Genomic DNA, 14,554 nt, shown 5'->3' on the forward strand with positions numbered 1-14,554 from the left:
GCCAACTCATAACTGTACTTCGGGCTTGGATGCCATACTTACGGCAAGCGCCCACAGTAGATAACTCCCCACACTCGATTTCTTTTACAACACTCAACTTAAAAGACATACTGTAATCTCGCTGAGTACGTTTGACATAATTGCTTCTTTCTTCCATAATAACGATTTCTTTTTTGTATCGCTATTTCAGGACGGGACATTTAATGAAAATACAAAAGCCTTCTAAATCAGAAGGCTTTTTTTATTGTATCGTTAATTCTTCAATGCTTCAAAAATTTTATCCGCTATTTTAGGGTAATTACTTTCGTTTGTTAAGATTTTTCGGTCATCGTCATTTGTTAAATAACCGATTTCAATCATAATAATTGGAACTTGTGAATCTCGTAATATTTTCGAATTTGTTTCAACAATTCCTAAATTTTCAAAACCTAAAGAACTTATATTTTTTCCAATTTTTTCGCCAAGTATTTTACATTCTTCGAAAGTAGGATTCAATGGAGAAAGGTGAATCTCTGTTCCTTTTTTCGAATCTTTTACATTATAATTTGCGTGGATTGATAAAACCAAATCAGGTTTTATTTCATTAATCATTTTCGCACGACTTGTATTGATAATTTGTTCGTCACCTTTTCTCAATAATACAAAATCAACATCTGTAAAAGGATTTTTTTCTTGGATAATTTCTGCAATTTTCAGCGCAATATCTTTTTCTTGAAATTCTTCTTTTTTTACACCAGTATCTGTTCCTCCGTGTCCAGCATCCAAAAGGATTACGCGCTTTGTAGAAGGTGTTTTATTTTCAATAAAATTTGTTTGTGCAAAAAGACCTGTTGTTAAAATTAAACAAAAGATCTGTAATAGTTTTTTCATGGGTTGTTCAGATTAAATTGACCAACTTTAAGCAATAATTGTGCTTTTTTTTCTAAATAATTGGTTAAATAAATCTTTTTTTAAAATAAACCTCGCGCTTTTATCTCTAAATATTTATTGATTAAGTTAATAGACAATTCTTGTGGTTCGCAATAAATGGTTAAAATCCCAAATTGATGCAAACGATTTATGATTAATTCTTTGTCGTAATTAAACTTTTCGGCAATTGTTTGATCATAAATGTCAGTTGTAGTCTTTGCTTTCTGATAATTTAATTTCTTCAATTCTGAATTTTTAAAAAGAATCAAAACGACAACATGCGATTTTTTAATCAATTTCAGATAAGGTAATTGACGTTCCAAACCATCAATCGTTTCAAAATTGGTATAAATAAATAAAAGCGATCGTTGCGTTAATTTTCGTTTGATATAGGCATACAATTGCCCAAAATCACTTTCCAAAAAATCAGTTTGTACATTGTATAATTTCTCCAAAATCAATTGCATTTGATGATTTTTTCTGTCAGCAACAACGTGATCTTGAATTCTTTTATTAAATGTAATTAAACCTGCTTTTTCATTTTTTTGAAGTGAAATATTTGCGACAACTAAGCTAGAATTGATTGAATAATCCAACAATTTTAAACCATCGAAAGGCATTCGCATCGTTCTTCCCAAATCAATTAACGAATAAACAGGCTGCGATTTTTCTTCCTGAAATTGATTGACCATCAATCGATTTGCTTTCGCTGTTGCTTTCCAATTGATTAAACGATATTCGTCACCAATCGTATAATTTTTTATATTTTCAAATTCTGTATTTGTTCCAATTTTTCGAATCCTTTTCATTCCAAATTGATTCTGTAACTGAGCGGTAGAATACAATTGAAATTGTTTTAATTGCAAATAAGAAGGATAGCACGCAATTGAAATAGGTTCGTTTATTTTGATTTTTTTCTCAATCAATCCAAAAACAGAAATAAATACATTTGTTAATCCAAATTTATACGAACCGCGCTCTGTTGGTCGAATTTTGAAATCAAATTTAGTATTTTGACCACTTTTAAATCGTTTTCTAAACTGAAAATCTCTTAATTGTAATTGAACAGGAAATTCTTCTATAATCCTTACATTCAGCGGAAATTGATAATGATTTGTTACGAAAAGTTCCAATTCATTTTCATCACCATTTGATAATCGTTCTGGATAATTTCGAATAACTTCAATGGAAGTTTTAGGAATATAAATCAAAAATATTTCGACAATAACACTAACGATAAATACAAGTGTCAAAATCTTTGCAATAATGTAAATAGGAGGTAGAAAAAATGCAATCACATAACAAAATGCAATGAATAATCCCGCATAAAAAAAGCGATTGGTAAGAAATAAGCTTCTGAAAAATTTCATTAACGAGGAATTTCTACGCGATCAATAATTTGCTGAATAATATGTTGTGTTGTAAAACCTTCCATCTCTTTTTCAGGAACCATCACAACGCGGTGTCCCAAAATTGTATGCGCAATTTGTTTGATATCTTCTGGAATCACAAAATCGCGTCTATTCACGGCTGCATTAGATTTTGCTGCATCTAAAATCGCGATAGAAGCACGTGGCGATGCGCCCATATATAAGGTTTGATCGATTCTGGTTTGATGAACAATTGTCGCAATATATGTAATTAGAGCTTCATGCACGAAAACCGATTTTATGCGATCTTGGAACTCAATAATTTCATTTCCTGAAATTACTTTTTCTACCAACGATTCTTTGTCGATATTTTTGCGTTCTTGTTGTTCTTTCAATAATTCAATTTCACTTTCTAACGAAGGATATTTAACATAAATCTTGAACATAAAACGATCTAATTGCGCTTCTGGTAAGCGATACGTACCTTCTTGCTCAATTGGATTTTGAGTTGCAAAAACCAAAAAAGGTGCTTGTAAAGGATAAGTTGTTCCATCAACTGTCACTTGTCTTTCTGACATCGATTCGAATAAAGCCGCTTGAGTTTTTGCAGGCGAACGGTTAATCTCATCAATCAAAATAATATTCGAAAAAATTGGTCCTTTTTTGAACTCAAATTCATTGATTTTAGAATTTAAAATAGACGTTCCAATCACGTCAGAAGGCATTAAATCTGGCGTAAACTGAATTCTACTAAAACCAGAATCTATCGTTTTTGCCAACAATTTTGCCATCATTGTTTTGGCAACTCCAGGTAAACCTTCAATTAGAGAATGACCGTTAGAAAGCAAAGCTAAAATCAATTGATCAATAATATCATCCTGTCCGACAATTACCTTTTTCAATTCATTTTTTACAGCTTGCATTTTATGTTGTACATCCGAAAAATCGACTCTATTTTCGAATGGTTGATATGTATTTTCGCTCATTAGATATTTGCTTTTTGTTTATAGTTTTCGATGATTTGATACACAATCTTTAGATCGTGTTCATTTGGTTGATTTTTTTGATAAATATTTTTAAGAATCGTGAATTTTTCAAGACATTCTTCTTGGCTCAAATTTGCTTTTTGTGCAACAATTTCAATGAATTGTTTATTCGTAATATCGTCTGTTTCGATTAAAAATGTTTTTCTCAATTTGTATAAAAAATAATCGATTTTCTTTGAAACAATGTCTTTTACTTCGCCATTTTCTTGGTATAAAGAAGAAATTGTTTTGGCAAATTCGACGGTATGATTTTCTTCTTTGGTATAAATTGGAATGATGCGTTGTTCGCGTTTACTTCTAAAAAGTAAAAAGAAGAAAAGTAAAACCAATAGTGTTATCCAAGCAGCTTTTAGAGCTGGTTCACCCATTATGAAACGCATCATTGACGAACTTCCTGCATAAGTTTTCGAGGTATTGTACCAAAAAATAGTTTTCCCTTTTAATGGTTCTAAAACTGATTTAGCATAGAAATAACTGTCTTCATTTAATAAATAATAATTCGTAAAATAAAGCGGTTCTGCATGATACAAATAATAACCTTTGTAATCTTTTGGTTTGATTTTTAAATAATTTGGATAAGCTTTATCTTTATAAGTAAGTGTTCCAAGAATTTCAGAATCACTTGTGATGTCGCTAAAATAATGATGTTCAACTTCTTTTTTCTTCTTTATTTTAAAAGATTTATTTGTTCGAAGTTCGAAATTATCATTAATATTTATTGTCTGATTATACAACATATTTTCCTCAACTACTGTAGAGTCAGCTGTTATTGTATCCGTAGAATACGTTTCTTCGTAAATATCTTCTTTTCCATTTGAATCATCACCAAAATTGTCATGATAATCTGCAACCATCACAACTCCACCGTTTTTGACAATTTTGCTTAATAGATTTTTAGAAACTGTATCAAAATAAATTTCAGAACCGAGCACAACAACTGCATAATCTTTTGCTTTTTTAGGATCAATTTTTAATTCAGAAAGTTTTTCCAAATCTTTCATTTTCCCATTAGATAACTTCCCAAGTTCTTCGTGCATAATAAATAATCCGTACGGATCTTTACTATTTTGATAAAGGCTTACATTCCATGATTTAGGAAGCTTATAACGAAGTTTTGAGAAAGAAAATATAAAAATTCCGATCAATAAAATAGCGCCTAATAGAATACCTAATTTCTTTTTCATGAGGCTAAATATTGGTTAAACTGATTGAAATTTGTCTTGAATTCGTGGTATTTATTTTCATCAATTTTAAATTCTCCAAACCAAACTTGATTGAAAATTTTAGTATTTTGATTGAATAAAATCTTTGATTTTTCGTCTTTTATTTGATTGATAAATTGTTGATTTGTTTTCTTCGGATCCCATTCAATCCAACCTTTTTTATCTAAATTTTGTAGATTTTGATAATGCAAATAACGAATTGCTAAAGCAAAATTTTGTTCTGTTTCTGCTTTATTGATTAATGAATTCAAATTAACTTCGGCTAAATTTTCTTCGATAAAATCAAAATCAGATTCGTCATATAATTTTTTCGAATTTCGTTTAAGAATTCCACCATTTTTGTAAATACGTGTGGCAAGAAAAATTAAGAATAATCCAATTACAAAATAGAAAATGATTTCCCAAGGTAAATAAGAGAGAAATCTAAAAATACCTTCGATTATTTTTGAGAAAAAGCCAGGTTCGAATTCTTTTTTAGGTTTTGGAACATCATTATAATCAAATTCTTTTCCAGCATATTTTTCTTTGAATGCTTTAAATTCTGCTGTTTTTTCTTGTGCAAAAACAACGAATTGAATTAATAATAATGTAAATGTAAAAAATAGTCTAAATTGTTTCATTCGATTCTAAAGTTTGATTGAACGAAAAAGTTTTTTGTCTATTTTTTTGAATCGGATAAATGATGTAATACCAAATAATTAAGATTAATGAAAGGATTATTACCAATAAACTCAATACAATATTAACATCATATAAACGCGTAATAAAACCTTCGATAAATCCAGCTATAATAAACATTGGAACAGTGCTTAATAAAATCATTACCGCTTCTTTTGCTTTGATTGTGAGTGATTTTTTTCGCGATAAAGTTTTTGGAAACATAAAGCCATTTCCAAGCATTAATCCGCAAGCTCCAGCAATAATAATCACCGAAAGTTCGATTGTTCCATGCATCCAAATTGCTGACATTGCCTTTCCCAAAAAGCCTTCTTTGAAAAACATATAATGAAATGCACCTAACATAATTCCGTTCGAAAATAGAATATATCCTGATCCAATACTGAAAAATAATCCTAATGTAAAAGCAAAAAAAGCAACACGAATATTGTTGATGGTTATAGCTAATGTAGAACCAGTCTGACTTCCTGATTTGTAAATTGCTGCAGGATCACCTTTTTTGATGTTCATTAACGTTTCGTCTACATATTGATTTCCTAAAATTAATCGTGTAAAATCTGGATCGAAATGCGATGATAAAACGCCAATTAAAACCGCTAAGGCAAAAATTAAGAATGAATACAACAACATTTTGTGATTTTTGTAGACTACATTTGGCACATCTTCTTTGAAAAATTGCACAAATTGATTCCCAGAAGTTCGTTGATCTTTGTAAATTGACTGATGCGCAAATAAAGCTAACTCGTTCAAATAATCTTTTGTCTTACTTTTTGGGTAATAAGTTTGAGCAAACGCCAAATCATTTGTAATTTCGATGTAGTTTTTTGCTAAAATATCTGGATGAACATCAATTTTATTTTTCAAATTATGTTCAATATCAGACCATTTCGCCTTATTTTTATCAATAAAATGCGCTTCTCTCATAGTAGAGTAGTTGTTAGTGAACCAAATATATGAATAAACTTTTAGTCAATACACCACAAAACGTGCAAATTGCTTATAATATTGCGCCACTCGGAAAACGTTTACTGGCTTATATTATCGATATGATTATCCGCATCATATTAGTCTATGCAATGTCCTATTTTTCTGAGTTTATTCCGAATAAAGATGAATGGTTTCGAATGGGAATTTATAGTATAATAGGATTTATATTTTTACTTTATCCGTTGGTTCTCGAGATTTTAATGAAAGGGCAAACAATTGGAAAATGGATTATGAAAATTCGTGTAATACGAATGGACGGAAATCGTGCCAATAATTTTGATTATTTCTTGCGTTGGGTAATTGGAAGTGTCGAATTGTTTTTATTTACTGGACTTATCGCGTTGATAACGATGATTATAAATAAAAATGGTCAACGTTTAGGTGATATTGTTGCGAATACATGTTTGATTGATTTGAATCCGAAATTAGATTTATCACAAACTATTTTCGCTGAAGTTTCTGAAACCTATAAAATTCGTTTTCCCGAAGTTTATCGCTTGTCTGATCGTGATATTAATATTGTAAAAGAAAATTTTACGTCTGCATTAAACAATAATAATTATGATATTTTATTAAAATTAACGCGAAAACTGGAGGAAATAATGGAGGTGAAAAGTGATGGTTTAGGAAATATTGATTTTATTCAAGTGGTGATTCAGGATCATTATCATTACCACAAAGACAAGTAAACAGTATCTTTGCAAAAAATAAAGAATAAAATGAATTGTCCTTGTTGTTCTGGAAAAATATATGCAACTTGTTGCGAACCTTTTCATTTGAATATTGAATTGCCAAAAACTCCCGAAGAGTTGATGCGTTCTCGTTACGCTGCTTTTGCAATGGTTTTGCCTGAATATTTAGTTGATACAACACATTCTTCTACACAAAAAGATAATGATTTTAGTGATATCGAAGATTGGGTAAAATCGAATAAATGGTTGAAGTTAGAAATTGTTTTTGCAAAAGCTAATAAAGTTCGATTTAGAGCTTATTACCAAGACAAACAAGGTGAGATCTACGAACATGACGAACTTTCTACATTTGTGCAAGAGAATGGCAAATGGTTTTATGTAGATGGAGAGTTTTATTGATTTTTTTTGAGTAATTACATTTACAATTCCTTCAATTTATCCTGAATTTCTGTATCATAAATTTCTAAAAATACTTCATCATAAGCATCTTGATTTTTATAATTATTTCTGATTAAATCTAAACTTTTATTATAATTTACTTTAGCTGAATCTTTTTGATTGATAAGTCTATATGTTTCGGCTTTATAATAATAGGCTTCCGCAATATTTTTATCCAAACCGATTGTTTTATTATAAAAATCTAAAGCTTTTGAATAATTTTTTCGATCCGCTTCAATTTTTCCACGATAAGTGTACATTCTTGGATAAATATTATCGGGATTTTTTTCGGACGCAATAAATTTATCATAATAAACAATCGCGGAATCATAATTTCCTAAACCTTGATAACAAATTCCCATTTGAAAATAAATATTCTCGCCCCAAGGATATTCCACAACGTTTGACAATTTATCTAATCGATGAAAATCTTTTAAGGCATTTTCGTAATCTTTTAGTTTTGTATATTTTATCCAACCTGTATAACCTAGATGATCTGTAGCATTTAAAGAATTTGCTTTATTTAAACGACGCATTCCTTCTTCAAAATCTCCATTTTTATTATAAGCAACTGAAGATTCCCACCAAAATTTAGAATTCTTAGGTTCTGATTTTAATAAACGATCAAACATAAAATCAGAATAATAAGAGCCTTGTGTATCACCAGCAAATACAAACAATTTATTGTTAGAAGAAAATAAGAGTTTGTTAATGTAAAAAACACTTATACAAAAGATTGGAATAGAAATAAATAATTTCAATGTTCCCCAAATAATTCGCCACGTTTTCGATTTAAAAAATGTCTTCAACTTTTCCATTCTTTAACTTTATTTGTATTTGATAATATGAATCTACATTTTTTCCGTTCCAATCATTTAATAGCTGAACAATAGCAACAATTTTCTTTTGCAAATCATCAGTAATTTCAACTTTTTTATAATCTTGGTCAACTGCTTTAATTATGAAATAGCCAATTTCATTTTTACAATTAATTACGAAACGTACATTTATATTTCCAGAAAAATTAGGGAAGTTTAATTGATGAATTGGTTCAGAAATTACTTTACGAATTCCATAACGTTCTATTCTGTACCCCGCTTTTGTGCTATAATATTGATAAATGTGAGAAGAACAAGGCTCGAAAGAAGTGCCTTTATCGATAATTTCTTTTTTATGAATATTCCCAACTTTAGTTTTGAAAGAAAAGTAAATTATTGAAGCGAGAATTATCACTGCAACAATAGTTAAATAGACAAAATAATTGATGTATTTCATTCGGTCTAAGATATATAAACTTTTTGCATAAAAAAACTCAATTCTATGAATTGAGTTTTTGATTTATTTAAAATAGTTTTCAGCTTCTGTTACGCTTTCTGGTCGACCAACATCTATTAAAATTCCGCCAGAATGGTCAAAACCAATGATAGATTCAGTTTGCATTAAATCCATATAGACTTTCATGATTGAAAATTTACCTTTCTCCGTAATTTTATCAAAAAGAGAAGGAGAAATAACATGAATTCCGCTAAAAGCCAAATCTTTGCAATTGTCTAAAGAATCTATAGCTTTTATTTCTTCTTTGGTTTTCAGATTTCGCCAACCTTTCAATTCATTTTGCTTATTAAAAAATAGTTTGCGAGACGAATTTCTATCCGAAACTGCCAACGTTACCAATGCTTTATTTTCTTGATGTGCTTTGATAAAATCAGCAAGGTTTAGATCTGTTAAAATGTCTACATTCATCACCAAAAAATCTTCCTCAAAATTAGCTTTTGCTTTAACCAAACCGCCACCAGTTTCAAGAACTTGATCCGTTTCATCAGAAATAGTAATCTCAATTCCGAAATAATTATTTTCTTCTAAAAATTCAATGATTTGATCTGCAAAATGATGCACATTAATCACGATTTCTTCAATGCCAAAAGATTTCAAATATTCGATATTTCGCTGCAAAAGAGGTTTTCCATTTACAACGGCTAAAGCTTTGGGATGATTGTCAGTAAATGGTTTTAAACGAGTCCCAAGACCCGCTGCAAAAATCATTGCTTTCATATTAATACGCCTCGTTTATCCAATTTTTTTCTTCTTGCACAATATGATGTAACGTAACTTGCGCTTCTGGAAATTTTTCTTGAATATGTTTTGCAGTCGCATCAGCAGAATAAACCGAACGATGTTGCCCGCCTGTACAACCAAAATTAATCTCTAAATTTTCAAAATCGCGTTGCAAATAATCTTCGATTGTGATGTCGATTACTTGAAAAACACCTTCTAAGAAAACTGCAATTTTAGTTTCTGTTTCCAAGTATTTTTTTACGTCTTCGTCGCGCCCTGTTTGCGTTTTATATTCCTTGATACGCCCTGGATTTAAGATTCCGCGACAATCAAAAACAAAACCTCCACCATTTCCAGTAGGATCGGTTGGAATTCCTTTTTTGTATGAAAAACTACGAACGTTGATATTTAATTTAGCCATTTATTTTATGATTTATGCGTTCTAACGTTTCTGGTAGAACAAGGATTTTTATAATACGTTTTAATTCTGGATAATTTTGTAATATAGGATAATCGATTATTGATTCTAAGTTTTTAAGCCCAAACGAAATACTTTCTAAAAAGTGTTTTTTTCGTTCAATAATTCCTCTCAAACCATAGGTTCCTAAAACTTGTAAAAGTCGAGCAACTACACAATATTCGTACGATTGACGAAAATCTATCGGAACTAAAGTCGGAATTTGTTTGGTTAATTCTTGGTAATAAAATTCATACAATTCTTTCTTAAATTCAAATGGTAAATTGGCTTTTGCTTGCCAAATTAACGAAACCAAATCATAGACAACAGGTCCATACAAACCGCCTTGATAATCGATAAAATAAGGTTCGTTTTGATGAATCATAATGTTGCGCGTTTGGAAATCTCTGAACACAAAACCTTGCGGCGAAAGTTTATCGAATTGAGATGCAAAACGATCAAAATCTTTGATTAATTTTCCTGCATTGTAATCAATTCCTAAGATATCTAAAAAGTAAAAATTAAACTGAAATAAATCTCTTAAAATTAATGTTTTATCTAATTTTGGATATGAAAAAGTATGATTAAAATCGATCTTATTAGCTCCTTGAATTTGAGCAATTGCTAATTTTTCTAAAGTCTTAAAATAATAAGGTTTTGCTTTTTCGAAATCATTCAAGACAATATTCATCAATGTTTCGTCGCCTAAATCTGTTTGAACATAGATTAAGAAATCTTCTGAAACTGAAACAATTTCTGGAATATTATTGATGACTTTTTTTAAATCTAATGAAAACTGAATAAACACTTTATTTTCTTCGATATTAGAGCTTTCCGCTAAAATATACGATTGATTTTGATCAAAAAATCTCGAATAAACTCGAGCCGAACCTCCTCCTGAAAGTTGAGTTAAACTTTCAATTGCTTTTTGAGTAAAGTTTTCTTGCAGAAATTGAGCTGTAGTATCGTTCATCAGAATATTAATTATATCCATATTTAAAAGACATTAAATAAGATCTTTCAACAGCTGTATTATCAATTAATTTAGCAGGAACACTATTACTTTCAATATCTTTTCGAATTTTATTGAATTGTTCAATTAAATATTTTTCAAAAACCTTATTTCCTTCTTGAACATTTTCGATTTTAATTACTTTACCTTTTTCATCCAATGTAAAATAAACATGGGCATAAGCTTTATCTATATTATTTTTTTTAGCTAAAGGAGCAAAATCAGCATTAAAAGTATTTTCTATTTTTTTATAGACATATGAATAAAACTTCTTTGTTTCATCCTCATTCTTATAATTGTTAAGATCTAAATATTTATAATGTATATTTTTATATCCAAAATAAACATCATTATTTAGAGTTTTTATTCCAATTGTTAGAGGTATTTTGCTTTGAATATCTTTATTATCAAAATCTATTGCAGGAATAACATTTTCATAATTTTTTAAAACATGATTTTTGAAACCTACCAAATAAACATCTGTTTTACTTTTAAATGAATTAATTAAATTTTGATTAAAGCCATTATATTCTTTAAATTGTAAATCCAGATTTCCATTTTCATTATAAATCATTTCAAATCTAGCTTCAAAATATGTATTTCTATTAGATTTTATTGAGTCATAATTTATTGAATTTTTATTACTAAAATAAGCGTCAAAATCATTAGTAAAAACTGTATCTAAACATTTAATATTTTTATTTTTATTTGAAATATTTTTACAAGATTCTACTTTTATAATATTCTTAGGTGATTTAAAATATTTGTATAAATCTTGAGCATTTGATATTTGGCTTATAATGAGAAAAATAAAAAAGAAGTGTTTCATTATATAGTATATAAAAAATTAATTTTTGCGAAAGTTACGCATATCAAAAATGATTTAAAAATATTTGTTTGCTGTAACTTTTTTCAAAATGTTGCATCTATTTAGTAAAACAGAAACTAATATGAAAAAAATAGCACTTATTATCGCAATGATTTCGTTACAATCATGTATTACAGTAAAAGTTAATGCAGATGTTGATTCGAATAATTTTTATAGAAAAGTGGATAACCCAAATATCAAATCGCAAGGAACTTTTTTTGACAAAGGAGTTGGAGATTCAAAATGGTCGAATTCGAATGGCGATAATTGGACAAAAGCGAAGTTTGAAGACGCTTCTGGAACGAGTTATATTAAGTTAAATATATCGAAAAGCTTAACTGCTAATTTTCATTCGAATATCAAATTAGAAGGCGAAATGATGTTTGAAATTGTCGATCAAAATAATGAAGTTGTGTTTAATCGTCAACTTACAAATTCGAAAGAAGAAAATTTTACAGTTGATTTAGCAAAAGGTGATTATCAAGTTCGTTGGAATTCTACGAATGCAACTGGAAGTTATTTTTTGGAATGGAAACAAGATAAATAACATAAATTTTAGCATATTTTTTGGTCGGTCGATTACTTTTTTGATGTATTTTTAGAAAGATTTTAAATAAGTAATTATGTCTTTAATAGATGATTTGAAATGGCGTTACGCCACAAAAAAATATGATCCGTCTTTGATTGTTGAAGAAGAAGACGTTAAAAAAATTGTTGAAGCCGCTCGTTTAGCGCCAACTTCATCAGGTTTGCAACAGTTCAGAATTTTGGTTATTAAAAACAAAGAATTGCAACAAAAAATTGTTCCAATTGCCTATGATCAGCAAGCGATTGTAGATTGTTCGCATTTATTGGTTTTTGTAGCTTGGGATCGTTACACAGAAGATCGTATTGATGCAATTTACGATTATACAACGGATGAGAGAGATTTGCCAAGAGGTCGTTTTGGTTCATATACAGATAAATTGAAAGGAATTTATTTGCCTCAAACTTCTGAAGAAAATTTTGCACATACTGCTCGTCAAGCCTACATTGGATTAGGTTTTGCGCTTGCTCAAGCTGCAGAATTGAAAATTGATAGTACGCCAATGGAAGGTTTTGATAATGCTGAATTAGATGATTTGCTTGATTTGAAAGAAAAAGGAATGCGAAGTGTTTTGATGCTTCCTTTGGGATACCGAGATAGTGAAGATTGGTTAGCGCCAATGAAAAAAGTTAGAAATCCGATGAAGGATTTTGCAACGAAATTATATGAATAACAAAAAAGCTTTCTCAGATCTGAGAAAGCTTTTTTGTTCAACAATATTTTGAGCTTTTTTATTTTAACCTACTTTAACTTACAAATCGTAACATTTTTTTTTAAATTTGTTTAAAATAGTACGCAATGAAATATTTATTCATCGGATTTTTAGGGCTATTTATAGCTTGTAATGCGCAAGAAACTAAGAAAGTTTCTAAAAAGCAAACCATTCATCAAACAACAAAAACACCTCAAAAAGTGAACAAAATTTACGATTATACATTCAAGGATATCAATGATGACGATTTTAATTTCGCTGATTTGAAAGGAAAGAAAATCTTAATCCTTAACACAGCTTCAAAATGTGGTTACACACCTCAATATGATGCTTTAGAAAAATTGTATCAAGAATATAAAGATCAAGGATTAGTAATTGTTGGATTTCCTTCAGACAATTTTGGAGGTCAAGAATTTGACAACAACGAAGAAATTGCAAGTTTTTGTAAATTAAATTATGGCGTAACTTTTCCTTTGATGTCAAAAAGTGATGTAATCGGAAAAAATCAAAATGAAATTTTCAAATTCTTAACAAAAAAATCATTGAACGGAAAATCTGACAATGATGTAAAATGGAATTTTACAAAATTTTTGATTAACGAAGACGGAACTTTAGAGGCTTCATATCCATCAAAAGTAACTCCAGATTCAAAAGAAATAATAGATTGGTTAAATAAATAGTAAATGAAGTTAGATATTCTTGCAATTGGAGCGCATCCTGATGACGTAGAATTGGGATGTGGAGGAACACTTGCAAAAGAAATTAAAAACGGTAAAACGGTTGGTATTCTCGATTTAACAAAGGGAGAATTGGGAACTCGTGGTACCGATGAAATTCGCCGTGTAGAAGCAAATGATGCTAAAAACATTTTGGGCGTTGCTGTGAGAGAAAATCTTGGAATTCCTGATGGTTTTTTCTTGAATGATAAAGAAAATCAATTGAAAATTGTCGAAATTATTCGCAAATATCAACCTGATATTATTTTGAGTAATGCACCTCACGATCGCCATCCAGATCATGGAAAAGGTTCGGATTTAGTGAATACTGCTATTTTCTTATCAGGTTTACCAAAAATTGAAAATGGATTACCAGCTTGGCGTCCCAAAAAACACTTCCACTACATTCAATGGTTACCTTTAGAACCTCATTTTGTGATTGACATCTCTGGTTTTGTAGATACAAAAGTAGAAGCTTGCATGGCATATAAAACGCAATTTTTTGATCCAAATTCGAGCGAACCTCAAACGCCAATTTCATCAAAGAATTTTACAGATTCTATCCGATATCGTGCATATGATTTAGGAAGATTAATCGGAACTGAAGGTGGAGAAGGATTTATTTCGCGAAGTTACATTGGCGTAAATAATTTAGATTCTTTAATTTAGAAATAAAGGTGTAAAAAACCTTTATTTTTTTGTCAAAATTATTTGCAAGTACCGATTAATAGGCTATATTTGCAGTCCAATTGAGAGATTAAATAAAAGTTAATTTCGCAATAAAAATGGTGATTGTAGCTCAGTT

At 29.6% G+C, this 14,554-nt stretch carries 18 protein-coding genes and 1 pseudogene; 6 read left to right on the top strand and 13 right to left on the bottom strand.

Annotated features, from left to right (window positions below; all coding sequences use genetic code 11):
• From B3J26_RS14390 to B3J26_RS14420, 7 genes and pseudogenes are all read right to left on the bottom strand, one after another.
• Positions 1 to 157 (bottom strand): annotated as a pseudogene (locus B3J26_RS14390) (IS3 family transposase); the annotation flags it as partial.
• A 95-nt stretch (positions 158 to 252) separates the two neighbouring features.
• On the bottom strand, positions 253 to 870 hold the full coding sequence (locus B3J26_RS14395) for an N-acetylmuramoyl-L-alanine amidase family protein (protein WP_280048954.1): 618 nt from the start codon (positions 868 to 870) through the stop codon (positions 253 to 255).
• A gap of 80 nt (positions 871 to 950) precedes the next feature.
• Positions 951 to 2,279 carry a DUF58 domain-containing protein gene (locus tag B3J26_RS14400; RefSeq protein ID WP_114999760.1) on the bottom strand — a complete coding sequence of 443 codons (1,329 nt, stop codon included), beginning with the start codon at positions 2,277 to 2,279 and terminating at the stop codon, positions 951 to 953.
• Positions 2,279 to 3,265: an AAA family ATPase gene (locus B3J26_RS14405; protein WP_114999758.1), complete on the bottom strand. Its 987-nt coding sequence runs from the start codon at positions 3,263 to 3,265 to the stop codon at positions 2,279 to 2,281. The genes B3J26_RS14400 and B3J26_RS14405 overlap by 1 nt, the downstream gene beginning before the upstream one ends.
• Positions 3,265 to 4,509, bottom strand: a complete 1,245-nt coding sequence (locus tag B3J26_RS14410) for a hypothetical protein (protein WP_114999756.1) — start codon at positions 4,507 to 4,509, stop codon at positions 3,265 to 3,267. The genes B3J26_RS14405 and B3J26_RS14410 overlap by 1 nt, the downstream gene beginning before the upstream one ends.
• The gene (locus B3J26_RS14415; RefSeq protein WP_280036848.1) at positions 4,506 to 5,168 is read right to left on the bottom strand and encodes a hypothetical protein; all 663 of its coding nucleotides are present in this window, start codon (positions 5,166 to 5,168) and stop codon (positions 4,506 to 4,508) included. Before B3J26_RS14415 ends, B3J26_RS14410 begins: the two co-directional genes overlap by 4 nt.
• The gene (locus B3J26_RS14420; protein WP_291074928.1) at positions 5,155 to 6,150 is read right to left on the bottom strand and encodes a stage II sporulation protein M; all 996 of its coding nucleotides are present in this window, start codon (positions 6,148 to 6,150) and stop codon (positions 5,155 to 5,157) included. Before B3J26_RS14420 ends, B3J26_RS14415 begins: the two co-directional genes overlap by 14 nt.
• Positions 6,151 to 6,179: 29 nt before the next feature.
• Here B3J26_RS14420 and B3J26_RS14425 point away from each other — a divergent pair, with 29 nt between their 5' ends.
• A complete protein-coding gene (locus B3J26_RS14425) occupies positions 6,180 to 6,902 on the top strand; it encodes an RDD family protein (protein ID WP_125349089.1) in 723 nt (240 codons plus the stop codon).
• Between the two features lie 30 nt (positions 6,903 to 6,932).
• Entirely contained in the window at positions 6,933 to 7,304 is a 372-nt protein-coding gene (locus B3J26_RS14430) for a YchJ family protein (protein ID WP_291074930.1), read from the top strand.
• Between the two features lie 20 nt (positions 7,305 to 7,324).
• Here the strand turns inward: B3J26_RS14430 and B3J26_RS14435 are convergent, their stop codons facing one another.
• From B3J26_RS14435 to B3J26_RS14460, 6 genes are all read right to left on the bottom strand, one after another.
• Entirely contained in the window at positions 7,325 to 8,161 is an 837-nt protein-coding gene (locus B3J26_RS14435; RefSeq protein WP_291074931.1) for a tetratricopeptide repeat protein, read from the bottom strand.
• Positions 8,136 to 8,618, bottom strand: a complete 483-nt coding sequence (locus B3J26_RS14440; RefSeq protein ID WP_114999747.1) for a hypothetical protein — start codon at positions 8,616 to 8,618, stop codon at positions 8,136 to 8,138. Before B3J26_RS14440 ends, B3J26_RS14435 begins: the two co-directional genes overlap by 26 nt.
• A gap of 63 nt (positions 8,619 to 8,681) precedes the next feature.
• The gene (locus tag B3J26_RS14445) at positions 8,682 to 9,395 is read right to left on the bottom strand and encodes a nucleotidyltransferase family protein (RefSeq protein WP_114999745.1); all 714 of its coding nucleotides are present in this window, start codon (positions 9,393 to 9,395) and stop codon (positions 8,682 to 8,684) included.
• Position 9,396: 1 nt separating this feature from the next.
• On the bottom strand, positions 9,397 to 9,819 hold the full coding sequence (locus B3J26_RS14450) for a RapZ C-terminal domain-containing protein (protein ID WP_114999744.1): 423 nt from the start codon (positions 9,817 to 9,819) through the stop codon (positions 9,397 to 9,399).
• Positions 9,812 to 10,849, bottom strand: coding sequence for an aminoglycoside phosphotransferase family protein (locus tag B3J26_RS14455; RefSeq protein ID WP_114999742.1), 1,038 nt, complete (start codon positions 10,847 to 10,849; stop codon positions 9,812 to 9,814). Before B3J26_RS14455 ends, B3J26_RS14450 begins: the two co-directional genes overlap by 8 nt.
• The gene (locus tag B3J26_RS14460; protein ID WP_291074934.1) at positions 10,836 to 11,696 is read right to left on the bottom strand and encodes a hypothetical protein; all 861 of its coding nucleotides are present in this window, start codon (positions 11,694 to 11,696) and stop codon (positions 10,836 to 10,838) included. Before B3J26_RS14460 ends, B3J26_RS14455 begins: the two co-directional genes overlap by 14 nt.
• 121 nt (positions 11,697 to 11,817) lie before the next feature.
• Here B3J26_RS14460 and B3J26_RS14465 point away from each other — a divergent pair, with 121 nt between their 5' ends.
• The 4 genes from B3J26_RS14465 to bshB1 all read left to right on the top strand — a co-directional run bounded on the left by B3J26_RS14465 (position 11,818) and on the right by bshB1 (position 14,418).
• On the top strand, positions 11,818 to 12,282 hold the full coding sequence (locus B3J26_RS14465) for a hypothetical protein (protein ID WP_152606167.1): 465 nt from the start codon (positions 11,818 to 11,820) through the stop codon (positions 12,280 to 12,282).
• Between the two features lie 76 nt (positions 12,283 to 12,358).
• Positions 12,359 to 12,994, top strand: a complete 636-nt coding sequence (locus tag B3J26_RS14470; RefSeq protein ID WP_114999737.1) for an NAD(P)H-dependent oxidoreductase — start codon at positions 12,359 to 12,361, stop codon at positions 12,992 to 12,994.
• A gap of 125 nt (positions 12,995 to 13,119) precedes the next feature.
• Positions 13,120 to 13,713 (top strand): glutathione peroxidase, encoded by a 594-nt coding sequence (locus B3J26_RS14475; protein ID WP_181816287.1) that lies wholly within the window; start codon positions 13,120 to 13,122, stop codon positions 13,711 to 13,713.
• Positions 13,714 to 13,716: 3 nt separating this feature from the next.
• Complete coding sequence (gene bshB1, locus B3J26_RS14480) at positions 13,717 to 14,418, top strand: bacillithiol biosynthesis deacetylase BshB1 (RefSeq protein WP_286495854.1); 702 nt, start codon at positions 13,717 to 13,719, stop codon at positions 14,416 to 14,418.
• The last annotated feature ends 136 nt before the right edge of the window (positions 14,419 to 14,554 follow it).

Origin of the sequence: Empedobacter sp. UBA5987 (genome assembly GCF_002429865.1) — a bacterium.
Classification (GTDB): Bacteria; Bacteroidota; Bacteroidia; order Flavobacteriales; family Weeksellaceae; genus Empedobacter; species Empedobacter falsenii_B.

Excerpts from the sequence above, each read along its gene's own strand:
- B3J26_RS14395 (WP_280048954.1), bottom strand. The coding sequence starts at position 870 with ATGAAAAAACTATTACAGATCTTTTGTTTAATTTTAACAACAGGTCTT.
- B3J26_RS14400 (WP_114999760.1), bottom strand. The coding sequence starts at position 2,279 with ATGAAATTTTTCAGAAGCTTATTTCTTACCAATCGCTTTTTTTATGCG.
- B3J26_RS14405 (WP_114999758.1), bottom strand. The coding sequence starts at position 3,265 with ATGAGCGAAAATACATATCAACCATTCGAAAATAGAGTCGATTTTTCG.
- B3J26_RS14410 (WP_114999756.1), bottom strand. The coding sequence starts at position 4,509 with ATGAAAAAGAAATTAGGTATTCTATTAGGCGCTATTTTATTGATCGGA.
- B3J26_RS14415 (WP_280036848.1), bottom strand. The coding sequence starts at position 5,168 with ATGAAACAATTTAGACTATTTTTTACATTTACATTATTATTAATTCAA.
- B3J26_RS14420 (WP_291074928.1), bottom strand. The coding sequence starts at position 6,150 with ATGAGAGAAGCGCATTTTATTGATAAAAATAAGGCGAAATGGTCTGAT.
- B3J26_RS14425 (WP_125349089.1), top strand. The coding sequence starts at position 6,180 with ATGAATAAACTTTTAGTCAATACACCACAAAACGTGCAAATTGCTTAT.
- B3J26_RS14430 (WP_291074930.1), top strand. The coding sequence starts at position 6,933 with ATGAATTGTCCTTGTTGTTCTGGAAAAATATATGCAACTTGTTGCGAA.
- B3J26_RS14435 (WP_291074931.1), bottom strand. The coding sequence starts at position 8,161 with ATGGAAAAGTTGAAGACATTTTTTAAATCGAAAACGTGGCGAATTATT.
- B3J26_RS14440 (WP_114999747.1), bottom strand. The coding sequence starts at position 8,618 with ATGAAATACATCAATTATTTTGTCTATTTAACTATTGTTGCAGTGATA.
- B3J26_RS14445 (WP_114999745.1), bottom strand. The coding sequence starts at position 9,395 with ATGAAAGCAATGATTTTTGCAGCGGGTCTTGGGACTCGTTTAAAACCA.
- B3J26_RS14450 (WP_114999744.1), bottom strand. The coding sequence starts at position 9,819 with ATGGCTAAATTAAATATCAACGTTCGTAGTTTTTCATACAAAAAAGGA.
- B3J26_RS14455 (WP_114999742.1), bottom strand. The coding sequence starts at position 10,849 with ATGGATATAATTAATATTCTGATGAACGATACTACAGCTCAATTTCTG.
- B3J26_RS14460 (WP_291074934.1), bottom strand. The coding sequence starts at position 11,696 with ATGAAACACTTCTTTTTTATTTTTCTCATTATAAGCCAAATATCAAAT.
- B3J26_RS14465 (WP_152606167.1), top strand. The coding sequence starts at position 11,818 with ATGAAAAAAATAGCACTTATTATCGCAATGATTTCGTTACAATCATGT.
- B3J26_RS14470 (WP_114999737.1), top strand. The coding sequence starts at position 12,359 with ATGTCTTTAATAGATGATTTGAAATGGCGTTACGCCACAAAAAAATAT.
- B3J26_RS14475 (WP_181816287.1), top strand. The coding sequence starts at position 13,120 with ATGAAATATTTATTCATCGGATTTTTAGGGCTATTTATAGCTTGTAAT.
- bshB1 (WP_286495854.1), top strand. The coding sequence starts at position 13,717 with ATGAAGTTAGATATTCTTGCAATTGGAGCGCATCCTGATGACGTAGAA.